Annotated in this window: 12 protein-coding genes; 9 read left to right on the forward strand and 3 right to left on the reverse strand. The window is 66.8% G+C overall.

Features of this window, described 5'->3' with window-relative positions:
- Positions 1-125: 125 nt before the first annotated feature.
- Positions 126-1,391 (forward strand): DUF1552 domain-containing protein, encoded by a 1,266-nt coding sequence (locus tag ACYOEI_RS17670; RefSeq protein WP_462850859.1) that lies wholly within the window; start codon positions 126-128, stop codon positions 1,389-1,391.
- 60 nt (positions 1,392-1,451) lie between these two features.
- Here the strand turns inward: ACYOEI_RS17670 and ACYOEI_RS17675 are convergent, their stop codons facing one another.
- The 3 genes from ACYOEI_RS17675 to ACYOEI_RS17685 all read right to left on the reverse strand — a co-directional run bounded on the left by ACYOEI_RS17675 (position 1,452) and on the right by ACYOEI_RS17685 (position 3,041).
- A complete protein-coding gene (locus ACYOEI_RS17675) occupies positions 1,452-1,583 on the reverse strand; it encodes a hypothetical protein (protein WP_462850860.1) in 132 nt (43 codons plus the stop codon).
- 148 nt (positions 1,584-1,731) lie between these two features.
- Complete coding sequence (locus tag ACYOEI_RS17680) at positions 1,732-2,148, reverse strand: Minf_1886 family protein (RefSeq protein WP_462850861.1); 417 nt, start codon at positions 2,146-2,148, stop codon at positions 1,732-1,734.
- Positions 2,149-2,183: 35 nt separating this feature from the next.
- Positions 2,184-3,041 (reverse strand): PSP1 domain-containing protein, encoded by an 858-nt coding sequence (locus ACYOEI_RS17685; protein WP_462850862.1) that lies wholly within the window; start codon positions 3,039-3,041, stop codon positions 2,184-2,186.
- A 296-nt stretch (positions 3,042-3,337) separates the two neighbouring features.
- Between ACYOEI_RS17685 and ACYOEI_RS17690 the strand changes: the two genes are divergently transcribed.
- From ACYOEI_RS17690 to ybeY, 8 genes are all read left to right on the forward strand, one after another.
- Complete coding sequence (locus ACYOEI_RS17690) at positions 3,338-3,559, forward strand: Trm112 family protein (protein WP_462850864.1); 222 nt, start codon at positions 3,338-3,340, stop codon at positions 3,557-3,559.
- Positions 3,560-3,759: 200 nt separating this feature from the next.
- Positions 3,760-4,911: a glutamine-hydrolyzing carbamoyl-phosphate synthase small subunit gene (gene carA / locus ACYOEI_RS17695; RefSeq protein WP_462850865.1), complete on the forward strand. Its 1,152-nt coding sequence runs from the start codon at positions 3,760-3,762 to the stop codon at positions 4,909-4,911.
- 173 nt (positions 4,912-5,084) lie between these two features.
- Complete coding sequence (locus ACYOEI_RS17700; protein WP_462850866.1) at positions 5,085-6,383, forward strand: adenylosuccinate synthase; 1,299 nt, start codon at positions 5,085-5,087, stop codon at positions 6,381-6,383.
- Positions 6,384-6,447: 64 nt separating this feature from the next.
- Positions 6,448-7,230, forward strand: coding sequence for a polyprenyl diphosphate synthase (gene uppS / locus ACYOEI_RS17705; RefSeq protein ID WP_462850867.1), 783 nt, complete (start codon positions 6,448-6,450; stop codon positions 7,228-7,230).
- 135 nt (positions 7,231-7,365) lie between these two features.
- On the forward strand, positions 7,366-8,280 hold the full coding sequence (locus ACYOEI_RS17710; protein WP_462850868.1) for a phosphatidate cytidylyltransferase: 915 nt from the start codon (positions 7,366-7,368) through the stop codon (positions 8,278-8,280).
- Positions 8,281-8,662: 382 nt separating this feature from the next.
- Positions 8,663-9,685, forward strand: coding sequence for a PhoH family protein (locus ACYOEI_RS17715; protein ID WP_462850869.1), 1,023 nt, complete (start codon positions 8,663-8,665; stop codon positions 9,683-9,685).
- Positions 9,686-9,796: 111 nt separating this feature from the next.
- Entirely contained in the window at positions 9,797-12,055 is a 2,259-nt protein-coding gene (locus ACYOEI_RS17720) for an HD family phosphohydrolase (RefSeq protein WP_462850870.1), read from the forward strand.
- A complete protein-coding gene (gene ybeY, locus ACYOEI_RS17725) occupies positions 12,055-12,576 on the forward strand; it encodes an rRNA maturation RNase YbeY (RefSeq protein WP_462850871.1) in 522 nt (173 codons plus the stop codon). The genes ACYOEI_RS17720 and ybeY overlap by 1 nt, the downstream gene beginning before the upstream one ends.

Raw genomic sequence — 12,576 nt, forward strand, 5'->3', positions numbered from 1 at the left:
GCAGATGAAATTACATTGATTTAATATTTATTTTTTATCCGTGTTTCGTCCGCGGCCCAGAAGAGCCCAGGTCGATCATCCCAGTCGCCAGGACACGCCACTTTCCTCCAGCAAGAGACCCGGATATGCCTCACATCGCCAAGTCTCCGCTGAATCGCCGCACCTTCCTCCGCGGCTCGGGCATCGCACTCGCGCTGCCGTTCCTGGACGCGATGCGGCCGGTCTTCGGGGCTCAAGCCAGGGCGACGTCCGCGGTCCTCGACGTGCCGCGCCGGATGGTGTGCATCCAGACGAACCAGGGGATCATGCCCCAGTTCTTCTTCCCCGAGAAGGCGGGCACCGACTTCGCTCCGTCCCCCTATCTGGAGACGCTCAATTCCCACCGCTCGCAGCTCACGGTCTTTTCCGGCGTGAGCCTGCCCGGCGTCACGGGGGGGCACCAGGCGGAGAAGTGCTTCATCACCGGCACGCCACACCCGGAACAGAACGGGTTCCGAAACGAAATCTCGCTCGACCAGTATGCCGCCGAGCAGATCGGAAACTTGACGCGGCACCCGTCGCTCGTGCTGGCCATGTCGACCGAGGGCAAGACCCTCAGCTACACCCGCAACGGCTCGCCGATCCCCTCGGAGAACAGCCCGAAGCGCCTGTTTCAAAAGCTGTTCGTGCAAGGCAAGCCGGAGGAGGTCGAGGCGACCGTCGAGGCCCTGAGGCAAGGGCAGAGCATGATGGACTTCCTCGGGGAAGACGCCTCACGCCTGAACCGCTCACTGTCCGGGGGCGACCAGTCGCGACTCGATCAGTACCTCACCTCCGTGCGCGACCTCGAGCGCCGGATGCTGACGTCGGAAGCTTGGGAGCACAAGCCCAAGCCTGTCGTCGACGCGAAGCCGCCGGACGACATCGCCGAGGGGAATCGCTTCGTGGAGAAGACCGGCCAGCTCTTCGACCTGATGACCTTGGCGTTGCAGACCGACTCCACACGGCTCATCTCGCTCTTCATCGACACGACCGTGATCCACAACATCACGCACCACGGGGGCCGGCCCGAAGTCATCGCCGAACTACGGGGTCACGAAGCGCGTCAGTTCGCGGTGTTCAACCGGTTCCTCACCGCTCTCGCATCGGCCAAGGAAGGCGACGCCACCCTGCTCGACCGCACCCAGGTTCTCTACGGCACCTGCATGGGGAGCGCGAACTCGCACAGCAACGTCAACCTGCCCGTGCTCTTGGCCGGCGGTGGCTTCAAGCACGGCCGGCACCTGGCCTTCGACGCGAACAACAACCACAACCTCGCGACGCTCTACGTCTCGATGTTGCAGCGGCTCGGGCTCGAAGCGGACACCTTCGCCGGGGCCCGGACGACGATGCGCGGGCTCGAGGCGGTGTGATCGCGGATTGAGGAGGTCACCCGGACGCTGGGGAGGGCGATCCGTCCGGGCCCATCTTGCTCAGGGAGGCAACATCGCGGCCGGTCGATCGATCGGCCGACGTCCCGAGCGGACCGCGAGGACGGCCAGGGACGTGACCCAGACCACGAAGACGAGCAGGGCGACGACGAACCTGCGGCGACGAGTATCCATCCAGCGGTCCTAAGCGGGACGTGTCGAGACGCCGGGCGTCCCGAGGACAATCCTTTGATCCATCATGAACGTCGACCCTCGGGGCGACGATCGCGGGGCCGAAGCACCGCTCGACCGACCACCGCGAGGAGCCCGTTGAAGCCGCCGGTCAGGCGACTTCGTCGAGCGCCAGGATGTAGTCGAGCCGGAGGCCCCGATCGAAGTCGAAGACGTCGTCGAAGTCGGTCCGGGAGTCGCTCTCGGTCTTCTCGAGGTCGCCCGAGGCGATGAGGTTGTAGACGATGTTGCCGAGGTCGGAGGTCGAGCGGACGCCCCAGAGGTTGAGGACGCTCAGGGCCATCAGGCCGTAGTCCCTCAACGCGAGGAGCCGGGCCCCTTCGCAGAGCTCGCGGCCGGTGACGTGCCTCGAGGCGGCGAAACCCTTGGGGCGCGACCGGCCACGCCCCTGCGAGCGCTTCTTCTGGGTCTTGGTGAACTCGAGGGCTTCGAACACGAAGGCATAGGCCTGGATCGGATACCGGGGGTCGCGGGCGAGGACCCCAGCCAGATCATCGCGAAGGCTCATGAGAATATCCCCATGGCTCGGGACGCACCGAACGCTCAGTGTTCGATGCGGTCGTCGTCCTCATCCTTGAGGGGCCGCGCCTTCGACTTCTCGACGCCGAGGATCTCGTCGGGGCCGACGACGATCTTGCGACGGTCTTCGAACTCGACAACCACTTTTTGGGCGAGGACTTCCAAAGCCAATACCCGGCCCTGACCACGGTGGGTTACCACCTTCGAGCCGACGGCCGGCAATTCGCGCTCGAGAGATTGGTAAGTATCGAACTCGTAACGCAGGCAGCACTTGAGCCTACCACACCTCCCCGAAATTTTCGAGGGGTCTAGCGTGGTTTTTTGGATCTTGGCCATCCGCATCGAGACGGGGGGCATCCGGGAGAGGTGGGTGTTGCAGCAGACGGGCTTGCCGCAGTCGCCGTAGTCGGCCAGGAGCTTCGCCTCGTCTCGGACGCCGATCTGCCGCATCTCGATGCGGGTCTGGAGCGCCCGGGCCAGGTCCTTGACGAGTTCGCGGAAGTCGACCCGCTTCTCGGAGAGGTAATAGAAGACCATTCGCTCCCCGCCGAGGATCGTCTCGACGTCGACGAGGTCCATCTGGAGCCGGCGTTTGGCGATGAACTCGCGGCAGGCGACGAACCCGGCCTCGCGGACCTCGGCCAGCTTGGCCTCGTCGGCGAGGTCGCCGGCGAGGGCCGGGCGGACGATCTCGCCTCGGGCCGGATTCTCGAGGAATTGAGACGTCCGGTCGGTCGCCGCGCAGAGGACCTCGCCCATCTCGGTGCCGCGTTCGGTACGCGCCACCACTCGCTGTCCACGCGGATGCTCCTGGTCGGCCAGGCCCTCGAATTCGCCCAGGAAACGCATCTGGCCGTAGCGGACGACGTAGCGGTTGCTCATATCGGACGCGACCTGGGGGCCTTGGGCGGATCGACCTCGACGAGATGCGTCGGGGCCCCGCGATGCCTTTGAGATTGCCGCGAGATCTGGGCTGGTCGTCCCTACGGACGTGCCCGCGACGGCCCGGCCCGAGGGCGCGTCACCGTCACCCGAGGTCGGCCCGAGCCTGGCGGAATCGTCCTGGGATTCGGCTTCACCCGCGACGCCGCTCGCCCCATAATACGCGCCGGGCCGGCCGGCCGATAGGCCCCGGGCCCATCCCCGGTCGACGTTGAACGCGAAAGGATGGACTCGCGATGGTGAATGAAGACCTGCTCGCCCTCCTGGTCTGCCCGGTGGACCAGAAGTCTCCGCTCCGCCGCGAGGGCGATTCGCTCGTCTGCACGCGCTGCGGCCTCAAATTCGCCATCAAGGACGATATCCCGAATATGCTCATCGAAGAAGCCACTCTGCCCGAAGGCTGCGCGAGCCTCAGCGACCTCGCCTGCTCCCGCGACGGCGACGCCAAAGGGGTCTGACCCCCGTCTCGTTGCCTGAGATTGGAGCGCCCTCCTCTTTGTCGAGAACGCAACATCGAGGGGTGATCCGTTCATCTCCCCTGGTCGCGGCCGGCGTCGGCCCCGTATACTGGTCGGGAGCGCGCCTTCGGTCGAGGGATCGGGTGCGGGGTTGTGGGGCTACTAGATCTCGGGCCATCGAGGAGAACGCGACGAATCCCATGGACATCGCCAAGCTTGCGTTGGAGGACGGCACGGTCTTCACGGGTCGGGCGTTTGGGGCCCGCGGCGAGGTTGACGGCGAGGTCGTCTTCAACACGAGCATGACCGGCTACCAGGAGATCCTGACCGACCCGTCGTATCACGGGCAGATCGTGGCGATGACCTACCCGCAGATCGGCAACTACGGCGTCAACGCCGAGGACGCCGAGAGCCGACGTCCCTGGGTCCGCGGGTTCGTGATCCGGGAGCTGAGCCGGATCGTCAGCAACTTCCGCGCGGACGGCTCACTCGAGGACTACCTCGCCAAGAACGGCGTCATCGGCATCGAGGGCATCGACACCCGGGCGCTCGTCCTGCTGACCCGCGAGCGGGGTGCGTTGAAGGGGATCCTGTCGACGACCGACCTCGACGACACCAGCCTCGTGGCGAAAGCCCAGGCCAGCCCCGGCTTGGTCGGCCGAGACCTCGTCCGCGAGGTCATGCCCCAGGGGTCGGCGACCTGGGAGCCCGGCCTGGAAGTCACGCACGCCCTCGCCCCCGAGAGCCGCCAATCCCGCCAGGCCAGGGGCGGCGAACGACAGCCGCACGTCGTCGCGCTCGACTTCGGCATGAAGTGGAACATCCCCCGGCACCTGGTCGACCGCGGCTGCCGAGTCACCGTCGTCCCCGGCTCGACCCCCGCCGAGGCGATCCTCGAGCACGCCCCCGACGGGATCTTCATCTCCAACGGGCCGGGCGACCCGCGCCCGCTCGCCGAGGCGACCGCCACGCTCCAGCATTTGATCAAGTCCGCCGCCGAGTCGCGCGGGGTCCCGATCTTCGGCATCTGCCTCGGCCACCAACTCCTCGGCCAGGCCTTCGGCGCCCAGACGTTCAAGCTCAAGTTCGGGCACCGAGGTGCGAACCACCCCGTCCGCAACGAGCAGACCGGCAGGGTCGAGATCACCACCCAGAACCACGGCTTCGCCGTCGACCCCGCGACGCTCCCTGCCGACGTCGAGGCCAGCCACGTCAACCTCAACGATCAGACGCTCGAAGGCCTTCGTCACAAACGCCTCCCGATCTTCAGCGTCCAGTACCATCCCGAAGCCTCGGCCGGCCCGCACGATAGCCACTACCTCTTCGAGGAGTTTCGGAAGCAAATCGGCTGAGTCCGTGGCGCCGACTCGATCGCGACCCTCCGCGGACGCCGCTATCGCCAAATCTTTCCCAGGCCCCCGGATCGTCTCACAATTGACGGGGCCACCCTGGGGCGTTACCTTGATTCTTTGCAATCCAAAGCGGCCGGCGACGGCCGCGGCTCTTGGACCGGAGATGCCTCGCCGTGGCTTCGACTTGCGTGGTGGGTTTGCAGTGGGGGGACGAGGCCAAAGGCAAGATCGTGGACCTGCTCTGCGACCAGCATGACGGCGTCGTCCGCTACCAAGGGGGGGCGAACGCCGGGCATACGGTGGTCGTCGACGGGACGACGTACAAGCTCTCGCTGATCCCCACGGGGATCCTCCGGCCTGGGATCGACTGCGTGATCGGCAACGGCGTGGTGATCCACCCGCCGGCGTTCCTCCGCGAGGTCGAGACGCTCGCCAAGCAGGGCGTCGACCCCTCCGGCAGGCTCCACGTCAGCGACCGTGCCCACGTGATCCTGCCCTACCACTTGGCCGAGGAGCGTCTGACCGAGGAGTCGTCTTCCGCGGCCGACCATCTCGGGACCACCCGGCGCGGGATCGGCCCGTGCTATCGCGACAAGGTCGGCCGGGTCCACGGCGTCAGGGTCGGCGACCTCTACCACCCCGCTCGATTCCGGGAGCACCTCGACCGCATCGTCGCCTACAAGAACCGGCTGCTCTCGGCGATGCTGCCCGACTTCGAGCCCCTCGACGCCCGCGCCGTCGCCGACGAGTACCTCGAGTACGCCGAGCGGCTCCGCCCCTACACGCGAGACACCACGACCTGGCTGCACGAGGCCATCGGTAAGGGCAAGCGACTCCTGTTCGAGGGGGCGCAAGGGTCGCTGCTCGACGTCGACCACGGCAGCTATCCCTACGTCACCAGCTCAAACAGCAGCGCGGCGGGGATCGCCGCGGGTTCGGGCATGCCGACGAGGCACATCGACCGCTGGATCGGCGTCGTCAAGGCTTACACGACGAGGGTCGGTGGGGGCCCCTTCCCCACCGAGCTCGACAACGAGATCGGCGAGCGGATCCGACGGATCGGCCGAGAGTACGGCACGGTGACCGGCCGACCCAGGCGTTGTGGCTGGTTCGACGCCGTCGCGGCGCGGTACTCGGCGAGGGTCAGCGGCTCGACCGAGATCGCCCTGATGCTCCTCGACGTCCTCAGCGGGCTCGACGAGATCTGCGTGGCCGTCTCCTACGAAGACGAGTCCGGCCTCGCGATCCCCGAGATGCCCGCGCACCTCGACGACCTGGAACGCTGCCGCCCGGTCTTCAAGACCCTCCCCGGCTGGCACGACGACCTGACCGGCGTCCGCTCCTGGGACGACCTGCCCAAGACGGCGCAGGAGTACGTCAGGTTCCTGTCGGGGCAGATCGGAGTGCCGGTCTCGATCGTTTCCGTCGGTCCGGAACGTCGCCAGACCATCGTCCTGGGAGGCTCGCGTTAAACTCGCGAGCGACTCTTCTGTCCGGGCCGCCTTCTCAACTCACTTGATGAGCCGACCGAGCACCATGGCGAACGTGTCGATCTCCGAAGAAGGACAGGCGAAGATCGCGGCGCTGGGGCTGCGGCCCGAGCAGCTTCCTAGGCACGTCGCCCTCATCATGGACGGCAACGGTCGTTGGGCCCAGAACCGAGGCTTGCGCCGGATCGTCGGCCACCATTACGGGATCCGAAGCGTCCGCTCCGTCGTCGAGGAAGGGTGCCGACTCGGGCTCGAGCAGATCACGCTCTATTGCCTCTCGATCGAGAACTGGAAACGTCCGCAGGCCGAACTCTCGTTCCTCCTCCGGCTCTTCCGCCGCTTCCTGATCGCCGAGCGGGCGAAGCTGATGGAGCAGAACGTCCGCCTGTCGATGATCGGCAGGCGCGAGGGGCTCCCGCCCGACGTCCTCGCGGAGTTCGACCGCACGGCCGAGATGTCGTCGAAGAACACCGGGATGATGCTCTGCCTGGCCGTCAACTATGGCGGCCGGACCGAGATCGCCGATGCCGCCAGACGCATCGCCGAGGAGGTCCGGGCCGGGGTCCTCGACCCCGACCGGATTGATGAATCCACGTTCGCCTCGTATCTTGCCACCGCGGGGAGGCCCGATCCCGACCTCCTGATCCGAACCTCGGGCGAGATGCGGGTGAGCAACTTCCTCCTCTGGCAGATCTCGTACGCCGAGATCTGGGTCACCGACGTCCTCTGGCCCGACTTCCGGGGCGACGACCTCCTCGCCGGCTGCCAATCCTTCGCCTCGAGGCAGAGGAAGTTCGGCGGCCTGCCCTCGACGGTGTCGAGCCGGTAGGTCGGTCTCCAGGCGTTGCTCAACCAGGCCGAAGGGGCCAACGGGTCCCGGAACCCTCGCCCTCATCGTCCGATCCAAGCGCCCCGACGTCCGGATAGCCGAAACCACAGCCCCCTGCCCACGAGCCACGACACCATGCTCAGCACCCGTCTCGTGATTGGTCTATCGATGGTCGGGTCGCTGCTCCTGATCCTCTGCCTCGACGAGTGGCTGGGCCCCTGGTATCCGATCTGGTTCCTGCTCTCGGTCGTCTCCCTGGGGATGGCGTCGATCGAGCTCGTGGGGCTCTTGAGCGAGGGGAACGCCGAGTCATCGGGCCACCTGGTCGTCGCCGGGGTGATGTCGCTCGTGGTCGCCAACTGGGCGCCCCATATCTCGAAGGCGTGGGTCGAATCGTCGAAGGATTTGCATCACCTGACATTCGACCCCCTGTCGCCCGTCAGTGCCCTGGGGTGGCCTCTCATCGCCTTCGCGGCCATCGTGATGGCGACGTTCTTCGTCCAGAGTCTGCGGTTCCGGACCCCGGGCGCGACGATGCCGACGATCGCCGGGACGGTCGTCGCGGTGGCCTATCTCGGGGTCCTGGCGAGCTTCATCATCCAGATGCGTTGGTTCGACGGCCCCTATCATGGGATCCTCCCGCTCGCGTTCCTGGTGGCGACGTCCAAGGGGGCGGACACCGGGGCGTACACGGTGGGTCGGCTCATGGGCCGCCACAAGCTCTGGCCACGGATCAGCCCGAACAAGACGATCGAAGGGGCCGTCGGAGGGCTCGTCTTTGGCATCGGTTTCGCGTTGGCCACCGCGGCGGTCGCTCGCTACCTCCTCAAGATTCCGACCTTGAGCTGGGGCGCTGCGGTCGGCTTCGGGATGATCGTGGGCTCGGCGGCGCAGCTCGGCGACCTGATGGAGTCGATGATCAAGCGTGACTGCTCGCGGAAGGATGCGTCGGCTGCGGTCCCCGGCTACGGTGGGGTTCTCGACGTCCTCGACTCGCTCCTCTTCGGCGGGCCGATCGCCTTCGCCTACTGGCTCTGGCTGGGCCCCTGATCCTGAAGTGCGTTCGCACTCGACTTGGACCTCTCGACGATACCAGCTAGAAGCACCGGCGAGTGAAAGCCTTTCGGTCTCGGCGACATGGATTCACTCGCTGGCGCTCGGGGCTTGTAAGGAGCTGTCTCGAGATCAGGCGTTTCGAGCCGAGTCGCGTACCTTTCTCCGTGCGGCCTTTTCGCCACACGAGCCCTCGGGGGGTCCGGGGCATCGCCGCGATGCGATCGACAAGACATTGCCTTTTCCGAAGGTGATGATCCATAATAGGGGACGCTGGCCGCGTCCGCCCCGGGTTTGTCCGGGACGACGTGGCCCGGATCTGTCGGCGAAGGTCATCCGGTTCGCACCGGGGGGCCCTCCGGCCGGCGAAGGGCAAGGCATGCCGGAAGTCACGATCAGCCTGAGCGGGCCTGACGAAGAACTCGCCATCTTCGGCAGCCGCGACCAATACCTCCGACAAGTCCGCGACTCACTCAACGTCAAGGTTGTCGCCCGGCACGGAGAAATCCGAGTCGAGGGGGACCGCGAACGTGTGGAGCAGTCGCGGCAAGTCTTCGAGGAGCTCCGGAACCTCCATCGGCGCCGTCGAACCATCTCCTCGGAAATGGTGGCCGACCTGATCGAAGGGGTTCAACGGACCGCCAATCCTGAGAATCCTGGTTCCGGTCCGATCGAGATCCGCGAGGGGAATCGGACCGTCCGACCCCGCACCGACGGCCAGGGCCGTTATCTCCGGGCCCTCCAGGACAACGAGCTCGTCTTCTGCGTGGGTCCCGCGGGGACGGGCAAGACGTATCTCGCCGTGGCGATGGCCGTCGCGGCAATCCGTCGCGGCCAGATCAAGAAGATCGTGCTCGTCCGCCCGGCCGTCGAGGCCGGCGAGCACCTCGGCTTCCTGCCCGGCGACCTCGAGGCGAAGATCAACCCGTATCTCCGCCCGCTGCTGGACGCCTTGCACGACTTGATGGATTATGATCAGATCCGGCGTTACATGGGGAACGACCTGATCGAGATCGCCCCGCTCGCGTACATGCGTGGACGGACCTTGAACGACGCCGTGATCATCCTCGACGAGGGACAGAACGCCACCGTCCCTCAGATGAAGATGTTCCTGACCCGCATGGGCCAGAACGCACGGATCGTCGTCACCGGCGACGTCACCCAGGTCGACCTGCCGTCGGCCACCCAGAGCGGCCTGGCCGATGCGGTCGATCGGCTCAAGGCCATCCCCGGCATCGGTGTGGTCTGGCTCGACAAGACCGATATTGTCAGGCACCCCCTGGTCCAGGCGATCGTGAATGCCTACGAAGATTTTGAGCCGGCGAAGGAACCGGTTTCCGGCGCGGCGGACGTCGTCGAGCCGAAACCTCCCCCTATCACCGGCCAGCCCGCCTCGGGTTGAGGCGGGGCGCGGTCGATCGGACCGTGCCGAAGCCGTGCCGGTGTCGGCACGGCGCATCCCGGCGTGGGATGGGGCTCCGCCCCGTTGACCACGCACGCTCGAGACGCTTCCATGAGCTTTGGTAAACGACGCTCCAAACTCCTCCGGGCCCAGTTGAGGCCCACGAACCCGATCGCCCTCCACCAAGGACGCCTGGCCCGCCAGCGCGACCGCCTGGCCCGCCTCTCCGTCGTCGGCGTCGCCGTCCTCATCACCGCCGCGATCGTCCACGGGGCGGGGCCCCCCTTCACCTTCCGGCTCGGCGAGCGGCCCGGGCGCGAGATCCGCGTCAACGTCCCCCGCTTCGAGCGCCTGAACCAGAAGAAGACCAACACCGCTCGCCAGGCCGTCATCGACCTGGTCCCGCCGTCGATGGTCAACGACTCGGCGCTGATCCAGGACCTCTCCGAGCGTCTCGACGACCTCCTCGTCACGATCGCCAAGGCCCCCAGCCTCGACGCCCTGCCCGCGACGCTCCGAACGAGCTGGAAGCTCAACGCCGAGGCGTTCGACGAGATCAAAGCGGCCACCGACACCCCCGAGCGTCGCGAAGGCGTCCACCGCCAGATCAAGCAGGCGTTCGCCCCCCTCCTCCGCGACGGCGTCCTCGGCTACGACACGCTCCCCCGCCACGAGGAGTCGAGTCGGATGCTCTCGGTCCGCTCGCTCGGCCAGGAGCCCAAAGAAGCGCACCTCGTCGCCAGGGAGCGCGTCGTCCCCGAACGCGTCGCCAAGCTTGACGGCTCGGTTTATGCCGACTTCAAGGGCGCATTCACGTCTAAAAGACTCGGCCCGGTGCTCTTCCGCCTGATCGCGGAGAAGCTCGCCGGCACCCCGACCCTGAGTTACGAAGAGCAATACACCGCCCAGCAACGTGAGCTCGCGCGGAGCGGCGTCGGCGAGGTCTTCGACACGTATCGCCGAGGCGACGTCCTCGTCGAGCAGGGCCAGAAGATCGAGGAAGAGCAGCTCATCCTCCTCCACCTCGAACACGACGCCGCCATCCGAGCCGCCCACCTGAGCGGGAAAGACCGGATCGTCGCCCGCGTCCGACGCGCCGGGGCTATCGTCCTGATGGTCGCGGCCTTGTACGCGCTCGTCGGCTACTACATCGTCCGCCACGAGCCCGAGGTCGCCGGCGACCTGAAGCGGATCGCCGCCCTCTGCGGCCTGACCGTCGTCGCGATCGGACTCGTTCGCCTCTGTTCGATCCAGCCCTGGGACGCCGAGCTCATCCCCGTCGCCATCGCGGCGATGATCCTGGCGATCGCGTACAACCCGCACTTCGCGCTGATGGTCACGTTCGCGCTCTGCTTGCTGACGACCCTGGCGCTCGGGACGGGCATCCCCCACTTCCTCGTGCTCATGGGGGGGACCGCGGCGGGCGTCCTCACGCTCAACGAGGTCCGCACGCGGACCAAGCTGATCAAGGTCGGCGCGACCGCCGCCCTCGGATACTTCCTCCTGACCTGGGCCACGGGTCTCTGGCAGGACCAGCCGATCAGCCTGATCACCAGCGAAAGCCTCTGGCGCGCCGGCTGGGGCCTGATGGCCGGGTTCTTCCTCGGTGGGAGCCTCCCGTTCGTCGAGAACTCGTTCGGCATCGTCACCGGCATTAGCCTCCTCGAGCTCGGCGACATCACCCACCCTCTCCTCCAGGAGCTCGTCCGACGCGCCCCGGGCACCCACAACCATTCGATCACCGTCGGCGCCATCGCCGAGAGCGCGGCCGAACGCATCGGCGCCCACGCCCTGCTCGTGCGCATCGGGGCCTACTTCCACGACATCGGGAAGATGCTGAAGCCGCACTACTTCATCGAGAACCAGGCGGGGGCGACCAACCGCCACGCCAACCTCGCCCCGGCGATGAGCACCCTGATCATCATCGGGCACGTGAAGGACGGCGTCGACCTCGGGCGGCAGCATCACCTCCCCGAGCAGATCATCGACCTGATCGAGCAGCACCACGGCACAACCCTGGTCGAATACTTCTACCACGAGGCCAACCGCCGCAACGACGGCAACCCCGACGCCGCCGCGATCCAGGAGCGTGCCTTCCGCTATCCTGGGCCGAAACCCCAAAGCAAAGAAGCCGGCATCCTGATGGTCGCCGACGCCGTCGAGAGCGCGAGCCGCACCCTCTCCGAGCCGACCCCGGCGCGGATCGAGGGGCTCGTCCGCGACCTGATCGAGAAGCGCCTCCGCGACGGCCAGTTCGACGAATGCGGGCTCACCCTCCGAGAGATCGGCGAGATCCGGGAAAGCCTGATCAAGTCTTTGATCGGCATCTACCACGGACGCGTCAAGTACCCCGAACAGCGGACCGCCTGATGGACAGCGACGCGACCACGACTGAAATCGACGTTGAGATCGGCGACAACCAGAAGCACCTCCAGGTCGACCCCGAAGCCTTCGCCGGCCTCGTCCGCCGGGTCCTCGCCGCCGAAGGGGTGACGCGGGCGTCGCTGTCGATCGTCCTCGTCGACGACGCGACGATCCACCAGATCAACCGGCGCCACCTCGGGCACGACTGGCCGACCGACGTGATCACGTTCCCCCTGTCCGACCCCGACGACCCGGCCCTCTCCGGCGAGCTCATCATCTCGACCGAGATGGCCGCGACGACCGCCCGGCACGCCTCGGCCGACCCTCAGGCCGAGTTGGCCTTGTATCTGGTCCATGGTTTGCTTCATCTGTGCGGGTACGACGACCAGTCCCCCGATGACCGAGTCGAGATCCGGCGCCGAGAGGGCGAGATCCTGGCCGGCGAGGGCCTGACCAATACATTCCCCCTCGTCGGCCTGGCCGAAGAGATCGACGCGGGGCGGGAGAGCACGAGGTGGGCGGTCTAA

The organism is Singulisphaera rosea (genome assembly GCF_054877945.1).

Excerpts from the sequence above, each read along its gene's own strand:
- ACYOEI_RS17685 (WP_462850862.1), bottom strand. The coding sequence starts at position 3,041 with ATGAGCAACCGCTACGTCGTCCGCTACGGCCAGATGCGTTTCCTGGGC.
- ACYOEI_RS17710 (WP_462850868.1), top strand. The coding sequence starts at position 7,366 with ATGCTCAGCACCCGTCTCGTGATTGGTCTATCGATGGTCGGGTCGCTG.
- ACYOEI_RS17690 (WP_462850864.1), top strand. The coding sequence starts at position 3,338 with ATGGTGAATGAAGACCTGCTCGCCCTCCTGGTCTGCCCGGTGGACCAG.
- carA (WP_462850865.1), top strand. The coding sequence starts at position 3,760 with ATGGACATCGCCAAGCTTGCGTTGGAGGACGGCACGGTCTTCACGGGT.
- ACYOEI_RS17680 (WP_462850861.1), bottom strand. The coding sequence starts at position 2,148 with ATGAGCCTTCGCGATGATCTGGCTGGGGTCCTCGCCCGCGACCCCCGG.
- ACYOEI_RS17720 (WP_462850870.1), top strand. The coding sequence starts at position 9,797 with ATGAGCTTTGGTAAACGACGCTCCAAACTCCTCCGGGCCCAGTTGAGG.
- ACYOEI_RS17670 (WP_462850859.1), top strand. The coding sequence starts at position 126 with ATGCCTCACATCGCCAAGTCTCCGCTGAATCGCCGCACCTTCCTCCGC.
- uppS (WP_462850867.1), top strand. The coding sequence starts at position 6,448 with ATGGCGAACGTGTCGATCTCCGAAGAAGGACAGGCGAAGATCGCGGCG.
- ybeY (WP_462850871.1), top strand. The coding sequence starts at position 12,055 with ATGGACAGCGACGCGACCACGACTGAAATCGACGTTGAGATCGGCGAC.
- ACYOEI_RS17715 (WP_462850869.1), top strand. The coding sequence starts at position 8,663 with ATGCCGGAAGTCACGATCAGCCTGAGCGGGCCTGACGAAGAACTCGCC.
- ACYOEI_RS17675 (WP_462850860.1), bottom strand. The coding sequence starts at position 1,583 with ATGGATACTCGTCGCCGCAGGTTCGTCGTCGCCCTGCTCGTCTTCGTG.